At 42.3% G+C, this 26,637-nt stretch carries 19 protein-coding genes; 8 read left to right on the top strand and 11 right to left on the bottom strand.

Annotated features, from left to right (window positions below):
- Positions 1-120: 120 nt before the first annotated feature.
- The 6 genes from FJ709_RS00930 to FJ709_RS00905 form a co-directional block, all read right to left on the bottom strand.
- Positions 121-3,255: an efflux RND transporter permease subunit gene (locus tag FJ709_RS00930; RefSeq protein WP_226412582.1), complete on the bottom strand. Its 3,135-nt coding sequence runs from the start codon at positions 3,253-3,255 to the stop codon at positions 121-123.
- Between the two features lie 12 nt (positions 3,256-3,267).
- The gene (locus FJ709_RS00925; protein ID WP_226412580.1) at positions 3,268-4,623 is read right to left on the bottom strand and encodes an efflux RND transporter periplasmic adaptor subunit; all 1,356 of its coding nucleotides are present in this window, start codon (positions 4,621-4,623) and stop codon (positions 3,268-3,270) included.
- Positions 4,624-4,737: 114 nt separating this feature from the next.
- On the bottom strand, positions 4,738-5,175 hold the full coding sequence (locus FJ709_RS00920) for a hypothetical protein (protein WP_226412578.1): 438 nt from the start codon (positions 5,173-5,175) through the stop codon (positions 4,738-4,740).
- A 257-nt stretch (positions 5,176-5,432) separates the two neighbouring features.
- Positions 5,433-6,185, bottom strand: coding sequence for a PepSY domain-containing protein (locus tag FJ709_RS00915; protein ID WP_226412576.1), 753 nt, complete (start codon positions 6,183-6,185; stop codon positions 5,433-5,435).
- Entirely contained in the window at positions 6,185-6,925 is a 741-nt protein-coding gene (locus tag FJ709_RS00910) for a PepSY domain-containing protein (RefSeq protein WP_226412574.1), read from the bottom strand. Before FJ709_RS00910 ends, FJ709_RS00915 begins: the two co-directional genes overlap by 1 nt.
- A gap of 67 nt (positions 6,926-6,992) precedes the next feature.
- Positions 6,993-8,720 carry a cyanophycinase gene (locus FJ709_RS00905; protein WP_226412572.1) on the bottom strand — a complete coding sequence of 576 codons (1,728 nt, stop codon included), beginning with the start codon at positions 8,718-8,720 and terminating at the stop codon, positions 6,993-6,995.
- A 347-nt stretch (positions 8,721-9,067) separates the two neighbouring features.
- On the opposite strand from FJ709_RS00905, the gene FJ709_RS00900 reads away from it, so the two are divergent.
- The 3 genes from FJ709_RS00900 to iadA all read left to right on the top strand — a co-directional run bounded on the left by FJ709_RS00900 (position 9,068) and on the right by iadA (position 14,352).
- Entirely contained in the window at positions 9,068-11,659 is a 2,592-nt protein-coding gene (locus tag FJ709_RS00900; protein WP_226412570.1) for a TonB-dependent receptor, read from the top strand.
- A gap of 72 nt (positions 11,660-11,731) precedes the next feature.
- Positions 11,732-13,180, top strand: coding sequence for a putative basic amino acid antiporter YfcC (gene yfcC, locus FJ709_RS00895; protein WP_226412568.1), 1,449 nt, complete (start codon positions 11,732-11,734; stop codon positions 13,178-13,180).
- Positions 13,181-13,188: 8 nt separating this feature from the next.
- A complete protein-coding gene (gene iadA, locus FJ709_RS00890) occupies positions 13,189-14,352 on the top strand; it encodes a beta-aspartyl-peptidase (RefSeq protein ID WP_226412566.1) in 1,164 nt (387 codons plus the stop codon).
- Between the two features lie 61 nt (positions 14,353-14,413).
- Here the strand turns inward: iadA and FJ709_RS00885 are convergent, their stop codons facing one another.
- A complete protein-coding gene (locus tag FJ709_RS00885) occupies positions 14,414-14,893 on the bottom strand; it encodes a MarR family winged helix-turn-helix transcriptional regulator (protein WP_226412564.1) in 480 nt (159 codons plus the stop codon).
- A gap of 362 nt (positions 14,894-15,255) precedes the next feature.
- On the opposite strand from FJ709_RS00885, the gene putP reads away from it, so the two are divergent.
- From putP to FJ709_RS00870, 3 genes are read left to right on the top strand one after another with little or no spacing between them, the layout of a single operon-like run.
- Positions 15,256-16,752 (top strand): sodium/proline symporter PutP, encoded by a 1,497-nt coding sequence (putP, locus tag FJ709_RS00880; RefSeq protein WP_226412562.1) that lies wholly within the window; start codon positions 15,256-15,258, stop codon positions 16,750-16,752.
- Positions 16,753-16,760: 8 nt separating this feature from the next.
- Positions 16,761-17,864: a glutamate 5-kinase gene (gene proB / locus FJ709_RS00875; protein ID WP_226412560.1), complete on the top strand. Its 1,104-nt coding sequence runs from the start codon at positions 16,761-16,763 to the stop codon at positions 17,862-17,864.
- Entirely contained in the window at positions 17,861-19,108 is a 1,248-nt protein-coding gene (locus FJ709_RS00870; RefSeq protein WP_226412558.1) for a glutamate-5-semialdehyde dehydrogenase, read from the top strand. The genes proB and FJ709_RS00870 overlap by 4 nt, the downstream gene beginning before the upstream one ends.
- A gap of 197 nt (positions 19,109-19,305) precedes the next feature.
- Here FJ709_RS00870 and FJ709_RS00865 read toward each other — a convergent pair whose 3' ends face one another.
- On the bottom strand, positions 19,306-20,196 hold the full coding sequence (locus FJ709_RS00865) for a dienelactone hydrolase family protein (protein ID WP_226412557.1): 891 nt from the start codon (positions 20,194-20,196) through the stop codon (positions 19,306-19,308).
- Positions 20,197-20,302: 106 nt separating this feature from the next.
- Entirely contained in the window at positions 20,303-22,336 is a 2,034-nt protein-coding gene (locus tag FJ709_RS00860; protein WP_226412555.1) for an EAL domain-containing protein, read from the bottom strand.
- A gap of 131 nt (positions 22,337-22,467) precedes the next feature.
- On the opposite strand from FJ709_RS00860, the gene FJ709_RS00855 reads away from it, so the two are divergent.
- Positions 22,468-23,073, top strand: coding sequence for a HutD/Ves family protein (locus FJ709_RS00855; RefSeq protein ID WP_226412553.1), 606 nt, complete (start codon positions 22,468-22,470; stop codon positions 23,071-23,073).
- A 120-nt stretch (positions 23,074-23,193) separates the two neighbouring features.
- Here FJ709_RS00855 and FJ709_RS00850 read toward each other — a convergent pair whose 3' ends face one another.
- Both FJ709_RS00850 and FJ709_RS00845 read right to left on the bottom strand, forming a co-directional pair.
- Positions 23,194-23,706 carry a DUF2937 family protein gene (locus FJ709_RS00850; protein WP_226412551.1) on the bottom strand — a complete coding sequence of 171 codons (513 nt, stop codon included), beginning with the start codon at positions 23,704-23,706 and terminating at the stop codon, positions 23,194-23,196.
- A gap of 165 nt (positions 23,707-23,871) precedes the next feature.
- The gene (locus tag FJ709_RS00845) at positions 23,872-25,065 is read right to left on the bottom strand and encodes a nitroreductase family protein (RefSeq protein WP_226412549.1); all 1,194 of its coding nucleotides are present in this window, start codon (positions 25,063-25,065) and stop codon (positions 23,872-23,874) included.
- A 107-nt stretch (positions 25,066-25,172) separates the two neighbouring features.
- On the opposite strand from FJ709_RS00845, the gene FJ709_RS00840 reads away from it, so the two are divergent.
- The gene (locus FJ709_RS00840; RefSeq protein WP_226412547.1) at positions 25,173-25,733 is read left to right on the top strand and encodes a TetR/AcrR family transcriptional regulator; all 561 of its coding nucleotides are present in this window, start codon (positions 25,173-25,175) and stop codon (positions 25,731-25,733) included.
- Positions 25,734-26,637 lie beyond the last annotated feature (904 nt).

The raw sequence follows: 26,637 nt of genomic DNA, 5'->3' as shown, positions 1-26,637 counted from the left end.
AAGAATTGAATTGCAGAGTTTATAAACAATCGGACTAAAATTTGGCTTTATGCGAGTGGGACATATAAAAATGCTCTCAAATTACTGAGAGCATTAAGTCAACAATACCTGGCGGCATAATTACTTGGCCATTTTACGGCCGTATATCAGTAAATATATTGCAGGAATAACAAACAAAGATAACAAGGGTGCGGTAACCATACCGCCGACCATAGGGGCGGCGATTTTTTGCATCACTTCATTACCTGTACCGCTACCCCACATAATGGGCAGCAAACCAAAGAAGATAGTGGCTACCGTCATGGCTTTAGGGCGAATACGCATTACCGCACCATGAATTAATGCTTCGGTTAAGTCAGAGCGATGATTGTATTGCCCTGCTGCTTGGCGATCTTTAATGCTGTTATTCAAATACACCTGCATCACTACCCCAAACTCAGCGGCTACCCCAGCCAGGGCTATCATGCCAACAGATACCGCGACCGAGAAATTGAAGTCGAGCAAGTATAATAACCATGCACTGCCCACCAATGAGAATGGTAGGCTTAACATGATCACCGACGCTTGAATAAATGAGCTAAATGTCATCATCAACAAGATGAAAATCACAATTAACATCAGTGGAATAACTAACTTCATTTTAGCCTCAACTCGCTGCATGTACTCGTATTGGCCAGCAAAGGTGTAACTGTAACGAGGCGGCAGAGTGATTTGTTCATCCAACGCAGTACGTGCCATTTTGATGTATTCGCCAATGGAGATGTCTTGTAAATCAACAAACACCCAACTGATTAGACGGCCATTTTCACTGGCTAACATAGGCGCGCCATCACTGATGGTAATACTTGCCAAATTACCCAAAGGCACATATTTACCCGTTTTGGTAAGTACCGGTAAGTCTTTGAGTTTTTCTATGTTGTCACGTAGCTCACGTGGGTAGCGAATGATAATAGGATAACGCTCTTGCCCTTGTATCGACTGGCCAACTTGCATGCCACCAATGGCCATTTGCACCACATCTTGAATATCTTTTAAGGTCATACCGTATCGGGCTGCATTTTTAAGATCGGGTTCGATATCAATATAACGGCCACCACTGGTTCGCTGCGCAAAAGCAGAAGTGGTACCTGGCAACTTGCTCACTACAGCTTCAATTTCAGCACCTATCCGTTGTAGCTCATTAATGTCTGCCCCGGATATTTTTATTCCCACGGGGGTTCTTACCCCAGTGGATAGCATGTCAATACGGGTTTTAATCGGCTGCACCCACGCATTGGTAATACCGGGCACTTTTACGGTTTTTTGCAGTTCACTAATAATGCCTTCCAGTGTCATGCCTTCACGCCAAGTATCACGTGGGTTAAGCATAATCGTGGTTTCAAGCATAGTCAGTGGCGCGGGGTCGGTTGCTGTAATTGCGCGGCCAACCTTACCAAATACTCTTTTCACTTCAGGAATGGTTTTAATCAGGCGATCGGTTTGCTGCAATATTTCCGCCGCTTTCCCTGAGCTCACGCTCGGCAAGGTGGTAGGCATATACAATAAATCGCCTTCTTCGAGTGAAGGCATAAACTCGCTGCCCATTTTAGTCATAGGGTATATCGCACTGCCAAGCGCCATAATAGCAACTAATATGGTGATTTTAGGAAAGCGCAGTACCACGCGTAACAGCGGTTCATACATAGCAATTAACAGGCGACTTAGCGGGTTTTTCTTTTCTGCAGGAATTTTGCCGCGTACAAGATAACCCATTAATACCGGAATTAAGGTAATGGCCAAAATAGCCGATGCCGCCATAGCAAAGGTTTTAGTAAAGGCTAACGGATGAAACAATCGCCCTTCTTGAGCTTCAAGCGCGAACACAGGCACAAAGCTTAAAGTAATAATCAATAAGCTAAAAAACAGTGCTGGCCCGACTTCAACCGACGATTGTCGCACTAACTCCCAATGGGCTTCACCCGTTGGCGTTTCGCCATCATGTTGGTCGCGGTAATGCTCAAGGTGTTTATGGAGGTTTTCTACCATCACAATAGCGGCGTCCACCACTGCACCAATCGCAATTGCAATCCCGCCTAAACTCATAATGTTGGCATTGACACCAATCATGTTCATCACAATAAAACTGACTAAAATTGAAATCGGTAATGAAATGATCGCCACTAAGGTTGAGCGGGCATGCAGTAAGAAAATAAGGCAAATAAAGCCGACCACCAGCATTTCTTCTAGCACTTTACGCTTGAGGTTATCCACCGAATTTAAGATAAGTTCCGAGCGATCATAGGTAATCACTAGCTCAACGCCATCGGGCAAACCATTCTCAATTTCGGCTAATTTTGTTTTAACGTTGTTGATGGTTGCGAGGGCATTTTCACCGTAACGCATCACCACAATGCCACCAACGACTTCGCCTTGACCATCAAGCTCGGCAATACCTCTTCGAGCCGCGGGACCAGTACGCAGTTGCGCCACATCTTTCATCAATACTGGCGTGCCCGACTCAGCCACAATGCCTAAAGGGATTTCGGCAAAGTCTTCTAAGGTTTGACGATAACCCGAAGAGCTGATCATGTACTCAGCTTCGGCCATTTCAATCACCGAGCCACCGGTAGAACTATTAGAGTTATCTAGCGCATTCCTCACCGTCATCAAATCAATTTGATACAGCGCCAGTTTGTGTGGGTCGACAATAATTTGATACGCCTGCTCCATGCCGCCAATAGTGGCGATCTCTGAAACACCTTCAACGCTTTGCAATTCTAATTTTAAAAACCAGTCCTGCAGTGATCGAAGCTGAGCTAAATCATGCTTACCTTTACGGTCAACAAGGGCGTATTGAAACACCCAGCCCACGCCAGATGCGTCAGGCCCTAATGAAGGGATGACATTAGGGGGCAATTGCCCCTGGGTTTGCGATAAATATTCTAAAACCCGTGATCTGGCCCAATAAATATCTGTGCCATCTTCAAAAATAATGTACACATAGGAATCACCAAACATCGAAAAGCCACGCACGGTTTTCGCGCCAGGCACGGCTAGCATCGCCGTCGACAAGGGGTAGGTAATTTGGTCTTCAACTAACTGCGGTGTTTGGCCTGGATATGAGGTTTTTACAATCACCTGCACATCAGATAAATCAGGTAAAGCGTCTAAAGGCGTCATCCGCATGGCTTGATAGCCAATTAATGCGATAACCACGGTCATTAACAACACCATGGCTCGCTGCTTAATCGACGCACTAATTATTTTTTCTAACATAGTGAGCTCCGATTAATGATTTGCGTGTGGATCAGGTGCAGCACTATTGCTGCCACTTAATCGCTGCAAACTACCTTGAATACTGGCTTCTGAATCAAGCAAGAATTGCCCCGACACAATCACTTTATCGCCAGCCTTTAAGCCTTCGGTGATTTCAGCTTTACCCTGGGCAATCATGCCAACTTTAACGGGTACAGAAGCAAATTGGTTATCACTGCGTTGCACCACAACACGGTTTTCACGCCCGGTAAGAATTAACGCCTCGGTTGGAATGGCTAATACTCCCCGGTTTGGACCACCAAACAGTTTTACATCCACTAAGGTGCCTGGTTTTAATTGCTGAGTCGGGTTATCTAAGCGAATTCTCACCCGCATTGCCCGTGTCACTGGGTCTAACTCTGGGTAGATGTAATCTATGCTGGATTCAATATCAAACAGGCCTTGCGCCGCAGACGTCACCTCAACTGGCCGACCTTGTTTTAACCAGCTTTGTTCATTTTCAAATACGTCGGCAATCACCCACACGCTGCTTAAATCAACGATTTCAAACAAGGTATCACCCGGTTGCACGTACATGCCATGACGCACTGTAAGCCGGCTAATTAGTCCATCTTGCTCGGCATAAAATGGCACGCGATAAAGGGTGTCACCTGTGCGCTCTAATTGCTGAATCGACGCCGAACTTACCCCTAATAACTCAAGGCGTAGGCGAGCTTTGTTCAACAATACTCCACCACGGCTTTTATCCTGCTTAAGGTAATCTCTGGCTTGCATGTAATCATCTTGAGCATTAATCAGCTCTGGCGAATACAGCTCATACAATAATTGGCCTTTTTTTACTTGCTGGCCAACCGTATGCACCTTGAGGGTTTCTATCCAGCCGGTCACTCGGGTATGTACATGGCCAATCATATTTTCATTGTATTCTACCGTACCTATAGTTTTAACTAGCTTCCACAGGGTGCCCTCGGTAACGGTTTCACTGCGCATGCCTAAAGCCTGTTGCATGCCTCCAGAAACCCCAACAACCACTTCCTCGCCCACTTCACCTAGGATGACTTTTTCTAGATTCATACCACAAATTGGGCAGCTACCAGGTGCATCAGACACCACGTGCGGGTGCATGGGACAAACATACTTGATGTTCGCGTCATTAGCGCTGCTTTTAGTCGGTAATAGTGCCGGCTGAGGTTGATTAAAAACCTTGTCAGCGTCAGTGTTAGCGCTATTTACGGCATCCATTGGCTGTGCAGCATGATCATGTCCTGCATGTTCATCCTCGGAAGCAAGTGTCACTGATGACATCAGCAAGCTTGTGGTTAGCATTAAAACAAACGTAAATACGCTTTTACAGGGGGATATTTTCATATAGACCTCGAACGATTTAACACTCGTATGTGTTAAAACTCGTTTAAAAAGAAACAGTAAAATTTGCTGCTAACATGGGCGATATACCATAAATGCGCAGCTAAGATGTTTACGTTAGACGATAGGAGGTCTAAAAGCTGGCGGGAAGTCGATAGAGAAACTGTTTACAGCCACCGCGATAGGGGCTGGATTAGCAGGAGCATTAGCAATAGCTAACTGAATATCACTTAAGTCAGCGGTAAAGGTAATGGTTAAGCAATGATTACAATCGATACTGCAACCGCCTACACTATTACAACAGCTGTTGTTATCTGCTTGCTGCGATTTCTGATCAGGCAGCATATTGCCATGACAATCTGTCATCGCGGAGACATGCTGCATTGAGGTCAGAGGCACATTATTATCTGAACCATCACTCAATGTTTGAGTCACCATATGGGATTGTTGATGATCCATCGGCACCATAGAACTACCATTAGCTAACAAACCTTGTCCGACAAGTGCGAACAAAGTGAAAGTAATTAGCCAGTAGTTTTTCAGTGTTTTTTGCATCGCACTCAAAATCCAATATGCCGGACTGAATAAATCTTACAGCATCTTACGATGGCGATTATTCAATATAGGCTCATAAAATATCAACTAATAGAGTTGACCGTGTAAACCATAAAATGCTTTCAATCTAAAACAACTTTGGTCGTTAGCTCAGCTAACAAACAAGTCGATAAGGGCAATAGCATAACGCTAAATTCATGCTGATGATAACTTTTTTATTGTTGTCATTGTGTGACAAATGCCTAATTTAGCAATAACTATAACAATTTTATCGCAGCGGGCTTTGACCGAGTACGACGCTTGCGGCGGTATTTTCCTTTTCGAAGTAAATCAATGCACCAATAACACCCGGTAACGGTTAACCACAAACTGAAAAAGGCCATCAACATCATAGGCAGATTATTGAAACTGCCTTGGTTGTTATAATCCATAAAATGCAGCATAAAAAAGATATCGGCTAACTTTTTATGCTGATCACTGTGGCCGACTATTCGCCCAGATTGCGCCTCAACATACACTTGAGTATCGATGTCGTCAGTAAAGTTGACCTGCCATGTGGGGTTTTGTTGTTTTGGAAAATCGCTAATCGGTGGGGTGAGTAATTTGAGTTCGGCTACCTTGCCCTCACCTGTGTATGACGCTTGCGCTAAACTTGTTACCAGCTCTTCATCAAGAGTGACCGCCTCACCGCTATAGGCATCGACTAAGGTGTATTCATGATAAGAATGCGCATACAAGCCTTGCTGATGGCTAAGTAAATAATAGGGCTTAGCCAATAAAAATACCGTATCTAGCGCCACGCTATCACTATGCTGTTCAAGTACAGCTTTAGGCTCAATAAACTTAGCCATATCAAGCTGATGTTGCACCATATCCTGACTAAAATAGGTTAGCCCTGCCGCTTTGGTGTGATCCATCAAATTAAAATACAGGCCACTGGCTAACCACAGCACAAACTGAATCCCGACAATGACCGACGCCCATTTGTGCAATTTTCTAATCCAACGCATTAGGCAACTCCCACGCGTTGAACGCGGCTTTTTTTACGGCTTGTAAACTGGCCTTTAAACACCCTGAAATACACTAACACCATGCCAGTCAGTGCCCCACCACTGGCTAGCAAGGCGACCCAAAACAGCAGCATATTATCGATATCTTCACCGCTGCTGTAGTCCATAATATGAAACCTAAACATCCAATCAAACCAACGCCAAAACTCATGGCGCTTGCCCACCAAGATGCCAGTTTGTGCCGACACATAAAGGGAGGGGGCACCAAAATCATTAAAGTTGACTCGCCATGCTGGCAAATGGCGTGGGCTTAACTCAAAAGGGGGATTGTCGGTAATCAGCGTCACCTCGGCAACATCGCCCTTGCCCGTGTAAAAGTATTGCGCAACGGATACGGCCGTTAACTCTGATAATGGTGATAACACTTGGCCGCTATTAGCGCTAATGACTAATTCTTTAGGGGACTCGCTATCCGCTAAGGTCAGCCTATAAACAGTTTCACCTAACAAGGTATCGACACTGATCTTGTCAATATGGGGATAAGCTTGAATGAGCTGTTGCAGTGAATAATTCATCTGGGCGGGCTGCACTTTAGATTGCGGGTTGGTAACCAAATCATCACCATGGATAAAATCGATATCCATATAGACCATATAAGCGCCCGTGACCGACCATATCGCAAATTGCAGCCCTAAAAATAACATCAACCATTGATGAAACGTTCTTGCGGTTTTATGCATGACTTTCTCTGTATTTGAGCTAAAACACTTTTATATTATTACCTTAACAGTTTTAGCTAGGTAATCGTTAATCATCTTGTTGCTGCAATAATAGCTTAATACCTTGATAGCTTTGCTGATTGTTTAGCACTGGTTTGCACCCAGTTGTTGAGCTTGGGAGGAGGATAAGTTCAACATCATCGATAAGTTTGCTCGATAACCGTCCCTCACGGCAAGCTTGCACAATCCACTGTTGGTAAGCTGGATAATTGGCAGCCATATTAACTGAAACCACCCGATTGGCGAATTCAATATTAGCCAGACGCTGTTTGTTATCAATATCGGCTTGGCTGCCTGAAGTTAAATAATGAGACACCCCTTTAAATATTGATTTGCCATTATCATCTTTACGGGCTTGAGTTTGCTCGATAACCCACACACCATGCTCACCAATAACCGACAGATGTTTATCAGCAATATTGACTAACAGCGCGGTATTTTCATCCACCCCAAATCCCATTTCACTATCAGTGGAGGCGGTTAGCATTAACAATCTTATTTGGCGATCCCGCTCAGAAAAATGCGTATCCATTATCCCAAAAGGAAATAACCCTAACCCGCCCTTGGCACGATAGGTCACTGCCGTTGCGGGTATATCCCCATCACACTGATGTATTTCGCACCGCTCACTCGGTGGTTTGGCACTCAATACACCATGCTGTATTGCGCCGTCACTAGTGCCGCCAGTGATCATATTCGCCGCTGTCATCACTGCTGTTCCCGCACTCGTCCCGCCAATCACGATTTGTTTATTGGCCAAGCGATTTTTAATGACGGCTAACGCTTTAGACGGCTTTTTATCCGGCGTTAACCAAGCTGTTAAGGTTAAACTTTGATCGCCACCATTTAAAAATAAGCCATCAATATGCTCAAGCTGCTGATACAAATTTTCGGGTGACTCACATAGACGTTGTTGTAATTGTGTGTGTTCAGGATAAAGCCTCGCTTTATCAGTATTTCCTTGCAGTTGCTGGCGAAGCAATGGCAATTTCTCGCATTGATCATGATGTATACCAGCTTGCAAAGCCGCATCTAAGGGCAACCAAATAACATCAGCGCCAGCTTGTTCAAAAGCACTGATGTAGAAAGAAATGGACTCAAACGGGTCTCGGGCTGAAGCGGTTACAATACCAATTAATGGGCGTGTCGCATCGGGATTTTTTTGCTGTTTTTTTAGTAAAGCCTGCAAGGTAAATAGTCGATAAATAGCCGGACCATAAGGCTTGGTTGTGGCATCAATCCTGACTTGTTCTTGCAAGGGGCTGCCATCAATAGAGTGTTGTTCTTGTTCTAATAAATCGAGTAAAGCATAGTATTGCTGATCGGTTAACTCATCCAATAAATGCTTATCAACCTGATACACAGCATCTTTTAACTGGTTTAAATTAACGCTGCTTTTTGCTGCTTTTCGACTGGCTTTGCGCAGATTGTTAGTTTGATTTAAAGATAATGTTTGCAAGCTAAAATGATCAAGTGCTCGCTCAAGCCAATCAAGGCTAAAGTGATATTGGATTGATAATTTGGCATTAGGTGAAAAAGTGATGCTGTCGACGCAGGAATGAGGTGAAAGTGAGCTACAGGTTTTTAAGCCCCCCCCAACTAACATCAAATCAAACCCAGGTGATAATGGTTTTTCTAACTTTGGTGAAACGTCTTGATTTGCCCATACATTATCAACAAACAATAATTGCAATAACAAGCAAAAAGCTAAAGTGCTAAAAAATATAAATAATTTAATTCTAGAAATAATTTTCATGGTTGCACTCAAAAAAAAGTGTCTGCCACGTATTGACTCAAGCATCATATTACGGATAGCCTCTTAACATATCAACAACAAAAGACTATTTTTTATAACATGATATTTTCAGCAACTCTTTTCCAAAGATACCACTTCCGTAATTGGTATCTGTCTGAATGGTGGGACGAATAACCTACTGAACACGTTAGTGTTTGGTGGAGTTTTGTCTAGCCGTCTTACTCCCCTCTCAATCATTTGATTGACGTTGTACTGCCTGCAAACATTTATTAATGCCAAGCGTATTGACTCACGCGCAGTGTAGCCACGTCTAAAAATTACAATTAGAGATTTATCGGGAGCTTACCATGAGAAGTTCAGTACTTTTATGTGCCGTTTTTGGCATGACGTTATCACCTGTTGCCTTAGCCGTTGCCAACGAATTAGAAAAATCACAACCAGAACAAACAGTAGAACGGGTTGAAGTGACGGGGTCACGCCTTAAAGGTGTCGATATGGAAGGGGCTAACCCTTTGCAAAGTTTTAGCCAGGATGAAATAGCCAAAAAAGGCTATGGATCTGTCAGTGAGTTTTTACGTGATTTACCCCAGGCATCAAGCGCTGGAACTTTCTCTGAGTCTGGCGGAGTAGCAGGAGCAGATGGTGCCCCTGCTGGCGCTTCAGGGGTCAGTTTACGAGGACTAGGCTCAAGCTCTACCCTAGTATTAGTCAATGGTCGACGTGTTGCAGTGGATTCATTTTCAAACGGTTCAGACTCTTTTGTGAACGTTAACTCCATCCCGCTTACTGCAATCGAACGGATTGATGTGTTAACCGATGGCGCCTCATCGATTTATGGCTCTGATGCTATCGCTGGGGTGATTAACTTTATCCTACGTAAAGATTTTGTCGGCCATGAATTAAGTGCACAATATGGTAATGACACTTCAGACCACGATGCCAGTAAAACCAATCTGACCTATGCTGGCGGGTTTGAAACCACTAATAGTAATACAACCATTGTGGTTGACTATGCTACGCGCAATCCAATTTTTAACAGTGATAGACCGGTTAATGTGACATATGAGTCTAATACGCGTATGTCAATAGACGGTGATGACTACGCCGAAAATTGGTGTGGTGACGATACCCAAAAAAGTGGTAGTCGTTGTAACTATGACTACGTCATTCAACGCGCCATTCAACCTGATTATGAAAACATAGGCGCTACACTGAATCATATCTATCGACTTGATAGTGGTTTAGAATTTTTTGCTGAAGGCATGTTTCAACAAAATAACGGCTCATCCTATGAAGCTCCAGCTGGCTACACGGCTTATGTGGCCGGTGATTCGGTAAATGTTCCTCAATACGTTCAAGATATCGATATGCTAGATGGTAGCGTGAGTGATTTTATCACAGTACGAACGCGTTTCCCTGAGCGTCGAATTCAAGAATATGACACCCAAAGCTACCGTATGTTAGCGGGTATTAGAGGGGATATAGCCGATTGGAGTGTCGAGTCGGCACTGAGCTACGGTAAATCGACCAATGAAATTAGAAACGTATCTGGCTACATGAATGCCAATCGTCTAGATGCCGCGGTGGCAAACGATAGCTTTAATCCATTTAATTTAGGCCAAGATAGCAGTTCAGCTCAAATAGCGGCATTACGTGATCCTGGCGTGCGTCAGGGTGAGTCTGAAGTGTTATCACTCGATTTTAACTTCGCTGGAGACTTATTTGAGCTGCCTGCTGGTATGGTAAGTTCAGTATTTGGTGGCGAGTTCAGAAAAGAAGATATTTTTGACAAACCTTCAGTGAATGCCGTTAATAATGAAATCATTGGCTTGGGCGCCAGCGACGCCGCCGCAGATCGCACTCAATACGCTGCATATGGTGAGTTTAACTTCCCATTAGCTGAATCACTCGACTTAATCGCAGCCTTACGTTACGACCATTACAGTGATTTTGGTGGTGATGTAAACCCTAAAGTCTCGTTACGTTATAACCCAATCGATGAGCTGGTATTACGTGCATCTTGGAGCACAGGTTTTAGAGCGCCATCGTTATCTCAACTGGGTGCTGGCACCTCATTAGGCAGCCAATATATTAATTGCGGTGCAGATGAAGCTTATAACGCATTATGTGGCACAGCTGGTGCCGATTTAGGCGAATTAGAGTTTGACCAAGAAACCTTAGGCAATAAAGGCTTAGAAGCAGAAAAGTCGCAAGCGATTAACGTGGGCATGTCATGGAATGCGACCGATGAATTGCAATTGACTGTCGATTATTGGCGCTATGAGCATGATGATATTGTTGATATTGACGCGAATACCACCCTGGATGCCTGTATTAAAGATCCTGCTAACGTGGTCGGTAGTGTTGCTGAGTTAGGCGATAATTTTGGCTGTGTTGTTGATGGACGAGGTGATATTAGCTTCTTACGCACAGGTTATTTTAACGTTGGCAATCAAAGTACTGACGGCTTAGATTATAACGTTAACTATCGCTTAGACACCAAAACAATAGGTGAGTTTAAGTTCTATGTAGCTGGTACTGAAACCTTCTCGTTTGAACGCCAAGTGACACCGACTAGTCCTGTTGAAGACTTATTAGGCAAGCTCAGTGGTGCATCTGAAACCGCGCGCCCTGAACGTGTTATTGATTTAGGCACAGACTGGGAAGTTGATAACTGGAATGCCAACATTTCAGGTCATTACATTAGCTCCATGGGTGACGGTGACTTTAAGTTTGATAATGAAACCGTTGAAGATTGGTTAACCTTTAGCGCCAGTATTGGCTATGAGCTTAACGAAAATCACACTGTATTGTTATCGGTCCGCAACCTAACCGATGAAGAGCCACCCTATGCTTCTTCACCTACTAATGGCTATGCCAGCTCGGTACATGATTGGCTCGGACGCCGCTGGAATGTACGTTATACTTTTAAGTTTTAAATAACTTAAGCACTGTAGGTCGTGCATAGCACGGCCTACATTTTCTATCACCAAAATAAAAAGTATAACAATATGAAGTTACAGACAGCTCGAGAAATGCCAGATGCCTTCATCATCTTGTTTTTTGTTGTGTTATTTGCCGCAATTACCACCCACTTTGTCCCAGCAGGTTTTTTTGAAGTGGCTATCAATCCTGATACCAATAAATCAGCATTAATTGCCGGTAGCTTTCAGTTTGCCAGCGACTATCAGGGTGTGCCTTTATTTGCCGAACAGGGTGAAATTGGCTTTCTCAATTTTGCCTTTGAAGGCATGGTTTCAGGTGACAAATGGGGCTCAGCCATTGGAGTAATGATGTTTATCATTATTACTGGCGGCGCCTTTGGCATCATCATGCAAACCAAAGCGGTTGATAATGGTATTTTGGCGTTAATCGCTAAAACCCAAAAATTTGAACTGGCTTTTATTCCTATTCTATTTGTATTATTTTCTGCAGGCGGTGCGATATTTGGTATGGGCGAAGAAGCCATTGCCTTTTGTATTGTGCTGTTACCCTTAATGCGCGCCATAGGCTACGACGGTATTGTGACAATTTTAGTCACTTATGTGGCGACTCAAATTGGTTTTGCCGCATCTTGGATGAACCCTTTTAGTGTTGCAATAGCTCAGGGTATTGCTGACCTTCCGTTAATGTCAGGCTTAGAGTTTAGAGTGATAATGTGGTTTATTTTTACCTCTGTCGGTGTTGCATTTACTATGCACTACGCCCAAAAAATAAAACGAAACCCTGAACTATCCCCCTGCTTTAACGAAGAAGTTTTTTCAACTGAGCCGCAGGTAAAAGTTAAATTCAATTTAACCGATGGCCTTATTCTCACCACTTTTATGCTGGGTATTGTTTGGGTTATTTGGGGTGTTATTGCCAGAGGTTATTATATTCCCGAACTGGCAAGTCAGTTTTTTACCTTAGGTTGTGCGATAGGTTTAATCGCCATTCTCAGTAAACGCCTTAAAGTTAATGATGTTGCCAATGCCTTTAAAAAAGGCGCACAAGAATTATTGCCGGCGGCAATGATTGTCGGCATGGCCAAGGGTATCGTGATTATATTAGGCGGCGATCAAGCGGACACTCCATCTGTATTAAACACCCTGCTGCACTATACTGGTCTATTTTTAGGACAATTACCTGAAACCGTTTCAGCGGTTTTTATGTACTTATTTCAATCCATATTTAACTTTTTCATCGCATCGGGTTCTGGCCAAGCTGCGTTAACTATGCCGATTATGGCGCCATTATCTGATATTTTAGGCTTACCCCGTCAAATTGCCGTATTAGCCTTTCAATTAGGTGACGGCTTAACCAATATCATCATCCCAACATCTGCCGCGCTGATTGGCTGTCTTGGTGTAGCTAAAGTAGATTGGTTTGTTTGGGCCAAATTTATATGGCGATTTATGTTGCTGCTGGTCAGCATTTCGATCACGTTTATGATTATTGCCGTCAGCATCAATTTTAGCTAAGGGTTTTCATGCAATTATTTAAAAATGCACAAGTTTATGCCCCAATGTACCTGGGTAAAAAAGATGTTCTGTTGGGCGGCGGTAAAATTATTGCCATTGAAGATAATATTGAACTCACCGCCAATTCATTCATTACTGTCATTGATGCAACAGGACGACTATTAACCCCAGGATTTGTAGACTCTCTGGTGCACATTACCGGTGGGGGTGGCGAAGGCGGATACACGACTCGCACTCCAGAAATGCACATAAACGACGCGATTAAGGGTGGCGTAACCACAGTGATAGGCGTACTGGGGACAGATGCTCAAACCCGCAGTTTAGAAAATCTTCTCGCCAAAGCATATGCGTTAGAAGAGCAAGGTTTATCAGTATTTTGTTATACCGGCTCCTACCACTTGCCTATGGTCACCATTACCCAATCAGTTAAGCATGACATTATGCTGATCGATAAATTTATTGGTGTCGGTGAAGTGGCTATTGCCGATCATCGCAGCTCGCAAATAACCTCACACGAAATGGCCCGACTCACATCAGAAGCCAGAGTAGCTGGCATGTTGGCTGGTAAAGTCGGGATTGTCAGTATTCATGTGGGGGATGAGCCCAGTAAACTAGCATTACTTGAACAGGTGATTAGTCAGTTTGATATCCCCATTACTCAGTACTACCCAACCCATATTAACCGCAGTAAAGCGCTGTTAGAGGCAGGTATTGAGTTTGCCCTTAAGGGTGGGTTTATTGACTTCACCACCAGCACCACGGCACAAATTATTCAACAGGGGGAAGTTCCCGCTGCAAAGGCATTAGCATTAGCACTAGACAAACAGACTCCAATTAGCCAACTGACCATGAGCTCAGATGGTAATGCTAGTCTGCCGGTATTTGATACTAAAGGTAACCTAGTTGATTTACAGATGGGCCAAGTTAGCAGCCTACATCAAGCTATGGTTGATGCTGTTAAACTATTCAACGTGCCTATTGAACTTGCTTTAGCCTCAATAACTGAGTCACCAGCAAATATATTAAGGCTGACACACAAAGGCAGGGTAGCTATTGATATGGACGGCGATATTAATTTATTGAATGCGCAGACATTGGCTATTGAAGCGGTATACAGTAAAGGTAAGTTAGTGTTCTCTGAGGGGAGATCACGCCTTAACATACCGTTCTAATCATGATTAAAACGGCTATATAGAGCTAACTCAACATTGAATTGTTAGCTCTCTAATCGTGCTAATACTCATGCAGATATATTTGCCCAACTTCTAAAACAGGTGATACATCTAATTTTTCGGCATCCATCATACTTGAAATTCGTTGCATGGTCGCCAACATCTGCGACTGTTCCCACTCTTGCATTGACTCAAAACGGGCAATAAAGTGATCTTGCAAAGGCTTAGGAGAGTCTTTAATTATCTCTTTGCCTTGATCAGTTAAACTGATCCCCACCTTGCGTTTATCTGTAGTTGAACGCGTACGTGTCACTAACCCTCGCTTTTCTAGACGATCGACAATGCTAGTAATGGTTGCCGAGCTTAAGTTAATGGTTTTAGCCACCTCTTTGACCATAGCACCGTCATGTTCCGCAATCGACAGCAAGACCAATAGTTGTGGGCTTGTTAAACCAGTTTCTTTAGATAACTTCTTTGAATACAAATCAATTGCGCGGATAACCTGCCGCAAAGAGACCAGTAACTCTTCATACTTTTTCATCGGACTTATTCACTCCAACTGTCTGTTCAATACTAATAATTACAATTCTATCAAAATCTGAATAACTCATAAACAGACTATTTTGTTTATTTTAAAACGAAATAGTTGTCAGAAAGTTACCAACATGGGTTGATCTTCCCCGTTAACAACGTATCATAATTGTTCGCACTCTAATCATTCGTGGTGAATCATATGAAACGCAATAATTTTATAAGAAAAATCTTCAACTCAAAAATAAAGCCTAAGAGAATCGCTAAGAACTCAATGGAACTCCTTTGTTTCTGGTTAATTCTTGCGACTTATGTTTTCAGCCCTTTGTATACAATATATAAGTCGAACTCAAACGATAACGCAGGAAAGTAATGAATTATACCTATTTCACATTAACTTTATATTTTATGTTAATGCTAGGCATCGGAATTTATGCCGCTAAAAAATCCACTTCTAACTTATCTGATTACATGTTGGGCGGCAGAAAAGTCAGCCCTCAAGTAACCGCACTCTCCGCTGGAGCCTCAGATATGAGTGGTTGGATGTTGATGGGTTTACCCGGCGCTATTTTTGTTTCTGGTTTTAGCACTGTCTGGGTTGCTTTAGGCTTGGTTGTAGGTGCATGGGCAAATTATAAGTTAGTCGCCCCTAAGTTACGTGTATACACCGAAGTCGCTAATGACGCGTTAACCTTGCCCGATTTCTTTGCCCAACGTTTTCATAAAAAAGATGGCATTATTAAGCTAGTATCTGCGATTGTCGTCATTATCTTCTTTACGCTTTATACCTCTGCAGGCTTGGTTGGCGGCGGCAAACTATTTGAATCAGCATTTGGACTCGACTATCAGCTAGGCGTTTTCATCACCATGCTTGTCGTTGTCGCTTACACCTTACTAGGTGGTTTTCTTGCGGTAAGTCTGACCGACTTTGTGCAGGGCGTCATTATGTTCATCGCGCTAGTTATGGTGCCCGTGGTGGCTCTTACTTATTTTGAAAGCACAGAAACCATGATGGCTTACTCACTAGAAGAGATCCCCTCTTTCAGTCAAAGCCTTGAAAGTCTTACCGTATTATCATTATTATCAAGCTTAGCCTGGGGCCTAGGTTACTTTGGTCAGCCACATATTATTGTTAGGTTTATGGCAATTGATACGGTTAAGAATATCAAAACAGCTAGACGTATTGGCATGAGTTGGATGACGGTCACCATTTTGGGTGCGTTAGCAACAGGTTTAACTGGGGTGGCGTATGTGAATAAATATAATGTTGATTTAAAAGACCCTGAAACCATTTTTATTTTCTTTTCGAACGTCTTATTTCACCCACTAATTAGTGGTTTCTTATTAGCCGCTATTTTAGCCGCGGTAATGAGCACAATATCATCACAGCTTTTAGTGTCATCAAGTTCACTCACCGAAGACATTTACCGTGTTTACAGTAAAAAAACGCTGTCGCAAAAACACTTAGTGAATGTGGGCAGAGGATGCGTATTTGTCGTTGCACTAATCGCGGCAGTCATGGCATTACAACCGTCTAGCAATATTCTTGGCATTGTCAGTAACGCATGGGCAGGGTTTGGTGCCGCATTTGGTCCATTAATTTTGTTCTGTCTGCTGTGGGAGCGAGTCACTTATAGCGGTGCACTTGCCGGAATTATCACTGGGGCGGCAACAGTATTGTTTTGGATTTATGCGCCAGTGTTAGACGGTGGCGCAACACTCAGTAGCTTAGTGTATGAAATGCTACCTGGGTTTTTAATTAGTGCACTCAGCATATGGCTTGTTAGTCTTTGGAGCGAAAAGCCTTCAAAGAAAATAACTGACCAATTTAAAGAAGTTAATCAAGTATTGATTGAAAGCACATCATAAGAGGAAGTATGTCTTTAAGTAATAATAAACGGATCGTTATCAAAGTGGGCAGTGCATTAATTGCCCCAGGTAGTGACGGTTGCAGTCCTAAATACCTGAAAAACATCGCCGACTTTATTAAACGTTGCCGCAAACAAGGCTTACAAGTCATTTTGGTTTCTTCTGGTTCAGTCGCTGCGGGTCGTCAATGGTTTAATGTTGATAATCCTTCAACAGCATTGAAGAAAGCCATGGCCGCTGCGGGTCAAAACGACATGATGGCAATATGGACTAAATTGCTTGATATGCCTCTGGCACAAATATTACTGACTCAAGGCGACTTATGTAATCGTGAGCGCTATGTCAGCATTAAAGAGACCATTGAGTCACTTTTGGAATATGACGTATTGCCAGTTATTAATGAGAATGACACTGTCACGTCTGAAGAACTGAAAGTGGGCGATAATGATAATCTCGCCGCAATGGCTGCTGCTGCCATAAATGCAGATACCTTAATTATGTGTACTGATGTTGATGGGCTTTATGATAAAAACCCACACAGCCACAGTGATGCAAAATTATTACAACAAGTCGATGTCATCACACCGGAAATATATGCCATGGCCGGTGGTGCCGTAAGCTCAACAGGCACAGGTGGTATGCAAACCAAGATTGAGGCTGCAGAAAAAGCCACTGCACATGGCATTGATACCTTCATCATTAATGGTTTTGACGTTAATTCTTTTAACCAACTACTTGAAGGTAAAAACCCTGGCACTCACTTTCTATCCAGTAGCGAGCCATTATCACCAGCCGTGCATTGGATGACTCACACTGTTCGCGAACGTGGCGAAGTGATCATCAATGACCCCACCACCCCATTTGGTGACAATGAAGACATGTTGACCCGCGAAAATATTATTGAAGTAAAAGGTCAGTTTTCTGCAGGAGACACCATTTTGGTCACTACAGATGATGGAACTAGAGTGGCTAAAGCCATGACAAATTACAGTAGTTGCCTATTGAATTATATCGCCCATGAACAAGACGATATAAAAACAACCGACGGCTACTTTTCTGAAGACAATTCCATTATCTCAAAAGAGCATTTAACCGTTTTGGAGAACACATGAATTTAATGACAACTATGTCAAAACAGGCGTCACAAGCAGCACGCGTGTTAGCAAACTTAGATACAGCAACAAAGAATAACGTTTTATTAATGATGGCCGCAGAGCTTCGTAAAGAGTCAAAAGTCATACTTGATGCTAATAAAATCGATATGGATGGTGCTAAGCAAGATAATGTCGCCAGTGCAATGCTTGACCGTTTATTGCTAAACCAAGAACGTATTGAACTTATGGCTAAAGGGATAGAAGACATTGTTAAGCTTGAGGATCCAGTTGGTAAAATACGCGATATAGGTGAGCAGCCTAACGGGCTTAAAATCAGTAAAATGCGCATGCCTTTAGGTGTGGTTTGTATGATTTATGAAGCAAGACCTAATGTCACCGCGGATGCGGGCGCCCTGTGTTTTAAATCAGGTAATGCCATTATTTTACGAGGCGGCAAAGAAGCGATTCATTCAAGTAAGGCTATCGCCAGTATTTTACAAAAGACCTTAGCCTCGTTCGGCTTACCTGAAGCACTAATCAGTGTAGTACCTAATGCTGACAGACAACTGCTGATGGATTTGATGGATCAACGCGGCCTGATTGACGTAATCATTCCCCGTGGCGGCGAAGGGTTAATTAACTTTGTCACAGACAACAGTAAAGTACCGGTTATTCAGCACTTTAAAGGTGTTTGCCATCTATACGTTGATAAAGATGCTGATTTTGACAAAGCAATCAATATCCTGCTGAACGGCAAAACCCAACGTACAGGGGTGTGTAATGCACTAGAAGGCTTAGTGGTTCACCAGGAGATTGTTAACGACTTTATGCCGTTAGTCGCAAAAAACCTAGCTGAACATAAGGTTACCATCAACGCCTGTGCCACCAGCCTGCCTTTCTTTAAGCAAGCTAATTTATTGGCTGAAGAAGATTTTGGTCAAGAATATCTTGATTTAGAAATCGCCATTAAAGTGGTCGATAATATGGATAAAGCTTTAGATCACATTCATCAAAATGGCAGCCATCACACTGAAGTCATTTGTACTGAAAACCCTGAGCGTGCTCAACGTTTCCAGCGTAGTGTTGATGCCTCGGTCGTAATGGTCAATGCCTCATCGCGTTTTTCTGATGGTAGTCAGCTAGGTTTAGGTGCCGAAATTGGTATTGCCACCACTAAGCTACATGCCTATGGTCCTATGGGGTTAGAAGCATTAACCGCTGAAAAGTTTTTAGTGTCTGGTAACGGCCACGTTAGAGGCTAGTCATTAGCTTTGAGCGAGTGAAAATCACTAAATTAAGCTGGTTAACTTCAGCTCAGGATAGCTAAATAAAAAGAGGCTCACATAATGTGAGCCTCTTTTTTATGCATCAAAGCGATAGCTCAAACTAGGCTTGGGCAATAAAGGTATTGGCACTCTATTGCTATGCACATCAGTAATTTGAAAACATGATTAATCACTTATGCTAAATGCTGAGTAAAAAATGCTAATGTTCTTTGCCATGCTAACTCAGCATTATCTTCATCATAACGGCTAGTAGAATCATTATGAAAACCATGGTTAGCATTTTTATACATGTGCATTTGATAAGGCACATCAAAAGTTTTTAAATCTTGCTCATACTCTGGCCAAGACTGATTCACTCTTTCATCCAGCTCTGCTAATTGCACCATTAAGGGAGCCTTGATATTTTTGCGCAGCTCTTTGGCCGCTGGAGTACCATAAAAAGGCACCCCCGCCTGAATAAGCTCAGCATCAACAGCGGCGAGATAATTCACAATATAACCACCAAAGCAGAAACCAACAGCGCCTAACTTGCCATTACTGTTTGGATGACCTTTTAAAAACTTACCCGCAGCAACAAAGTCATGTTCAATTTTAGCGCGATCTAATGTTGCTTGCATCGCCCGCCCTTCATCATCATTCCCAGGGTACCCGCCTAAAGAAAACAAAGCGTCTGGGGCAAATGCAATAAAGCCCGCTTTGGCTAAACGTCTAGCCACGTCTTCAACATAAGGATTAAGACCACGGTTTTCATGTACCACCAGCACCACTGGTAATAAACCCGTTTTATCTGTCGGCGTCACTAAATAACCGCGCCCTTTGCCATACCCTAACGGCGAATCAAAGATCTCATAAGTGGCTTTTATAGCAGCGTCATTAAAGGATACCTGCTCTGCTAAAGCATAATTGGGCAGTAAAGCTGACGTCAGTACGCTCATTGAATATCCCAGCGCCACTAGCGAACCGAGCTTTTTGATGAACATGCGACGATCCATGCCCCCATGGGCATATTCGTCATACCAATCAAATGCTTGTTGTGGAATAGTATTTTTTAACGTTTCTGACATCTGAACTCCCTTAGATCATATATAGCGTGACCGTTGCAATATTAACGGCATTCAACAATCGATAAATAGTCACTTCTTATACTTATATTTATGTTTAGTTTTATACTCACTCTGGCGGAAATTGATACGCCATAGCTTCATTTATTGGCATAGCTTTAGCAAAAAACCAACCTTGTACACAATACACTCCCGCTTGTCGTACAATCGCTAATTCAGCCTCGGTTTCAACGCCCTCAGCAACTAATTGATAACCTAATTCGGAACATAAAGCCGCCATATGCTTATATAACAGTAACCCGTCGGCTGAATCTGTCGCCAATAACATCGAGCGATCAAGTTTTATATCATTGGGGGATAACTTAATTAAACGTGATAAGTTAGAAAACCCTCGGCCAAAGTCATCAATGGCAACACTAAAACCTTTGCGCTGTAATTGCGCTAAATTCGCCCAAGCCTGAGGACTGTCATCTTTAAAACCAGACTCTAACACCTCTAACTGTATCTGTTGTGGATACAAACGATTGAGTTCATCTAATCCCTGTATAATTGAGGCTTCTAATAACGACAAAGGGTGAAGATTAATCGACACAAAAGGCCTAATACTATTTTCTGCCAGCTTTTTGAGGTCATGTTTAATTCTATTGACCACCCAGAAATCGATCATCGACACTAAATTATTGCGTTCAAGAATATCCATAAACCAGGGGCCAGAAATTTCACCCAGGTTATTTTCCAGTCTCAGCAGCGCCTCAAAGCCGATTACCTTACGCTGATTTATATCCACTTTAGGTTGGTAATATAAAATCAACTTACCATTGTCAATCTGGTGTAATACTTGATTCAATTCTGTAATATGAATAATTGAATCTCGCTGCTCAGAGCTGTATCGAGCTTCTGCATCTAATTGATGGATATCAGTAAATTTTAATTTATGACTGAGCTTTTCTATTAAGTTGGCATTATTGGCAAATCTGCTGGAAAACAACACAAATGGCAGATAAATAAACACATTCAACACAATTAAACAGGCCTGATATAGCACAGCCTTAATGTCACCACTGATTAACCAGCTGTTCAAAAACACCGGGGTCATCCAAGATATTTCTTGAGAGGTAAATTCAATGAAACCTAAACCAAGTACCCAATATGAAATAATAAAATTAACCGCTGGCGCCAAAATAAAGGGAATTAAGTAAACCGGATTAAACACAATCGGCAATGCGTACACTATTAGCTCACAGAAGTTAAACATGTTAAAAGGCAAAGACACTTTCATCAGCGTTAACTCTTGTAACGAACGACCACGCCACAAGGTTGCAATCACCAAAGACAATAAACAGCCTGAGCCCCCCACAATAACAAAGTTGTTGTAAAAACTGTTTAAAGATAAGCCCGCAACAAAAGATTCTGACATCAGCACATTTGAAAAAAGACTTAAGTAAGTGTTATCACCATGCACCCCGATAAACCAAAGGCTATGTATGATTAACATCCGGATAAAGCCTTGCACCTCTAATGACAATCCAGTCACAAAGGTCACCAAGTTAGCAGTCAAATCACCAATCAACAAATCCATAATCGGTAAAACTAAGTACAGCGTGAGGTACACTAAAAAGAAAGGCAGAATAAGATTTAAGTGCTTCATTAAAAATGAGCTTGCCACTGATGCTCTAACCAGCTTCAACCCATTAAAACCAAGAAAAAAACGCACTAAATAGGGCACCAACAGTGGAATAACTATGGAGTAAAAGTTAGGCCAAACAGAGCTTAGCATATAGCCAGAGTCACTTTTAATCAGATAATTACTGTGAGTAATAAAACACAAGCAAGCCAAAATACTGCCCACTATAGTGTTAACTCTTAAATTTTTAGAAAGGTGGTAACTTAGCGAAATCACAATTGCTAAAGGTGAGATGGCCATAATTAAGCTGTGACTTGTGTCCAAAGCAGAAAAAACAGCTATTTTACCCGCAAAACCGGGCAACAAAGACTGTAATCCGATCAGCATAAAAGCTAACGAAGAAATTACAAAAAAAGGAATAAGTGCAATAAAGCCTTCGCGCATAGACAGGATAAGCACGGTTTGATTCAAGCTTGCTAAACGTTGAAATCTGCGAGATTCGAAAAGAGATGTTAACAATAAAAACACTTAAATTTAACATGGCGATTTATTGATAATAACGCAGATTACTTATATTTCAATAGCAACTTGTACAGACAAAGATTTACGCCTATTTTGAAGCTCTACCCAAGCAACATAAGCCGACTAAAATGCTATTCAAATTCAGTCAATGCCAGGCAACACCGTGGAAAAATGGCTTAGGCAGTACATTTCAGCGCTATATTTGGCCCCTAGATGCTGATCTAGATAACTTTGATGTACGGATCAGCATGGCAAGAGTACAAACCAATGGACCTTTTTCAATATTTAAGGGTATCGATCGTCACTTATCACTACTTGAAGGTAACGGGTTAAGGCTAACTTTTACTGATAACTCTGCGACTAACAAGCCTTCAGCTAGCCGTCCTGCAATAGACTTAAGCCAAACAAGTAGGCCTTATGCTTTTAAAGGCGAATGGTCTATTAACAGTGAACTTATTGGTTCACTGGTGTTAGATTTTAACGTCATGGTTCGTAGAGGGAAATACCAAGCCGTGGTTACCCAATGTCAATTACTCACAGGTCATTTCCCCGCGCTTCAAGGGGACTTAATGGTGTTATTTTTAGCCGATGCTGAGTACCAAGATGAAACATCTAAGCACTACTCAATCGCCCAATATGATTTGTTAGCCGTTTCAAGCGATATCATTCGTCAATGGTCTTTTAACCAGATGACTCCCGTTATCATTATCCAACTACTTAACTGTGCCAATTAGCGCTAATCTCAGCTTCATTAAGGCAAAAATGTTATCCATGGCTGATAAGAAGCGCTTTAATTTACTGACAGGCTAAGTTTTAGATCTTATTAGGTGATGAAGAGCTAACTTAGGCAAGACTCAATTTGACACAAACACCTTACGGCAACCCAAGTACAAAATCGATAATATAGATTCACATAGCACAGCAAACAACAGCCCTAGCAACATGCCTATAGCAATCGCCTCAGGTTTTAATAAAATCACATGTGAATAGTTTTTCCATACCTCAACTTGAATGTCCTGTTGTGGTGCTAGAATAAGCTGTTGATAGGGGCTGTAACTGTGTTGGCGGAACTGAGTAAGCGCCTCAGTTAACAACACATAACGTTGATAAATAGACTCAATACTTTCACCACCAGCATTAACAACCGGATCATTGTTTTGCCGGTAGTGGCTAATCAGTTTATTAAAATCGCCACCAAAAAAGCGATCTGCATCGCGCTGAAACTCAGCCAAACTCAATTTAGCTTCTAATTGATGCGCCTCAAGACGTTGCCCATATTGATCAACAAAACCGGGAACCTGAATACCAATTAATACCCCACACACAAATAAAATAATGCGCAGGTAGTCCATTAAATATTTAATCATAATGCCTAAAATGTCGCCAAATACAAAGCATCACAATATCACTGATTATCTCACTAAGCACCTGGAATAAGTGGATATATATTTTGCCTAGCAGGCCATCATAAATCACTAATGTCGTTATATTGGCTCATTCAAATAAGCCAATATGCTAGTTTGTCGACTGACCTAACTAATATCGCTAACCCAACTAATATCATAGTGTGGCAGTTTTTCATGGCCGTGATCACTTTTGCCGTTTAGCTCTGTTTGCTGAATAAAGTGACCTTTCATTTCTAAGGCATCGATACCCATCTCCCAATTGCCGCACCAAATACCAATGGCTACGGCGGCGTAATAGCGCGATGAAGTCACGGCATAAAAATCAACCTGAAAACCCTCAGGCATCTGCTTTGCTACACATCGAGTGGTTTGGCCATTATAAGAGGATGGTGCCCATTGGCAGCTTTCAAAACAAGCAGCAAAGTCAGACCAAGGTTGTATTTTCATATCAAGCGGTTGTGACATTTCTGTATCGGCAAAAAATAACGCTGACAAAGGTAAACGCTTATGAAACTGAGCGTTGAATATGCGAATAAATAAAGGAATATACCCGCTTGGGTAACCCACCGCACACAGGCAAATAATGGCATCCTTATCTGCATTAAAACGATCTCCAAGATGCGATTTGACACTGACATGATCGGCCCCAGGACCAATCCAACAAGTACCCAGTCCCATTTTAGTCGCATCAATAACGATTTTTTGCAAGCTTCGGCCAATATCTAAAATCGCACTTCTATCGTATTCTGCTGGCGCAATAGCCACTAAAAAGTGACGAGCATTCACAACTGGCCACACGGTGATAGGTGCTTCAACCCATTCTAAACGAATAGGCACATTACCTAATCTGGGTGCATTCAAATGCGTGCTAACCGACTGTGCCAACCCCTGAGCATGCTCAGAGGTTAACTTGCGAATCTGGTAAGAGCGACATGAACGTCGCTGTTTTATTAAGGTAAACACATCCTCAGTTCTTGGCTTTGGTAGTGCTTCAGGAAAACGAATGTGAAATCGAGATGTAATCACATCAAACACAATAATGGTTAACAACAACAGCGGTAACACCAACAGCACATTGGCAAGGGTATTCAAACCCAATAAATATAATAACCCAACAAATATAAATAGCCCCAGCGTTGCAGGCACTAGCATCAAATACTGTAACCAACCGGTAAATTGCAGTTTCATCTTTTGCGCAACCGCGTGAATAAGCAGCCTGCGTAACCAAGGAATAGCGACTTTGTCGATGATCGCCTGCTCATTGGCACCAAGACTTTTATAAATAATGTCTGATTTTCTAGGTCTGGTTACTGCTGTCATGATTACGCCTCTATATGCAAGTGATCGCTTGCATTATGGCAGGGATATTCTTTTTTGCAAGTATGTACTCGCATAATTTATACTGCCACCGATCTGCTGGAGGGCACATGCCAAAAAAAATTGATGAAGTAAAACTATTTGAAACCGTAATCCATGACTGGATGACCCATGGTTACGTGGGTACAACAACAAAAGCAATTGCCAAGATAGCAGGTATAAACGAGGCCACACTATTTCGCCGTTACGGTAGTAAAGCGGGACTATTCGCAAGAGCTGTCGATCATCAGTTAGCTGACACACCTTTGGCTAACATTAAAATGACCGGAGTACTACTCGCTGATCTATCCTCGCTAGCGACGGCTTATGTTGCAACTTTTGAGGCCCATGGAGATGTGGTTTTTCGTACCTTGCAGGAAAGCCCCCGCCACCCAGAAGTCAAAGAGGCGATGACCAATTTACTCAGTAATATTCAAAAAATGATCCAACTCGTCGGTTTTCATCAGCAACAAGGCCACCTAAAAGATGAACACCCAATGCTGACACTGACATCATTCATTGGCCCTATCGCGACTTATCTGATGTTTAAACAATCTGGACTAAGAGATGATATTCCAGCATTTAATGTTGAGGCTCATTTAAGATTATTTCTTGAAGGCAGAGGAGTTTAAATAATCCTATGGGGCACAGTAATATCATTTCGAAGCACATTGTCAGTGACTATTTCTACCTGTAGCCAGTCAGTAGCTTTTGCAAGAGCAACTTTGTTTCACATTAGTTAATTCGCATAAGATGCTATACATACCGTCATAAAAAGACTGCCCATGTGTTACCAGCACTAACAGGATTTTGGACAAAATGGGATTAGAAAGTGTATTTTTATGAAAATTGGCCTTGAACCAACGACTGGACTTTAATTATGTCCAACAAACTATATAGATATTAGTCCAAGTTTGGTCGATTAACTTAGCCCAATACTTCATGGGTGCTTATTGCCTTCCGCAGGCCGATGTATAGATGTTCCAACGAGACGCGGCAAACACATTCCTGGGATTTTAAGCAAAACATCTTTGTTTTGGATACTCGTTGTATCATCTGCACCGATAATTTTTGTTTATTCAATTTAGCTTTATCGGCGGGGTGGTAAAAGCGATACAAAAAAAGATAAAAGCTGAACGGTTAACTTATCTTTCTTAAAATTTACTCTGACCCCGCTAAATCTCTGCCGAAGCTGAAGATTATGTAGGATGGCACTACTCCATCAGCGGTCTGAATAAACTGGGGGTCAAATACATATCCGTTTTGAATCCACCCTGGACACTAAAACAGCTTTCAGAAAGAGTCAGTTTTTTAAAGTCGAAGACTCAGATATTCAGTAATCATCATTGTCATTTCACATATAGGTATCTTGATGCGCCAGAAGCTGAAAGCATAAGAAAGAACCAAAAACCATTAAAAATCAATTATTTAAATATTTACCACGTTTTAAACTTCGTCATTTTCTCAATATTAAATATGGTGCAGGATCACAGATCGATTACTCCAAAAGGAGTACCATCAAGTGTACCCCCTATT

This window comes from Shewanella glacialimarina (assembly GCF_020511155.1).
GTDB lineage: Bacteria > Pseudomonadota > Gammaproteobacteria > Enterobacterales > Shewanellaceae > Shewanella > Shewanella glacialimarina.
This window is presented reverse-complemented; position numbering and strand designations above follow the sequence as displayed.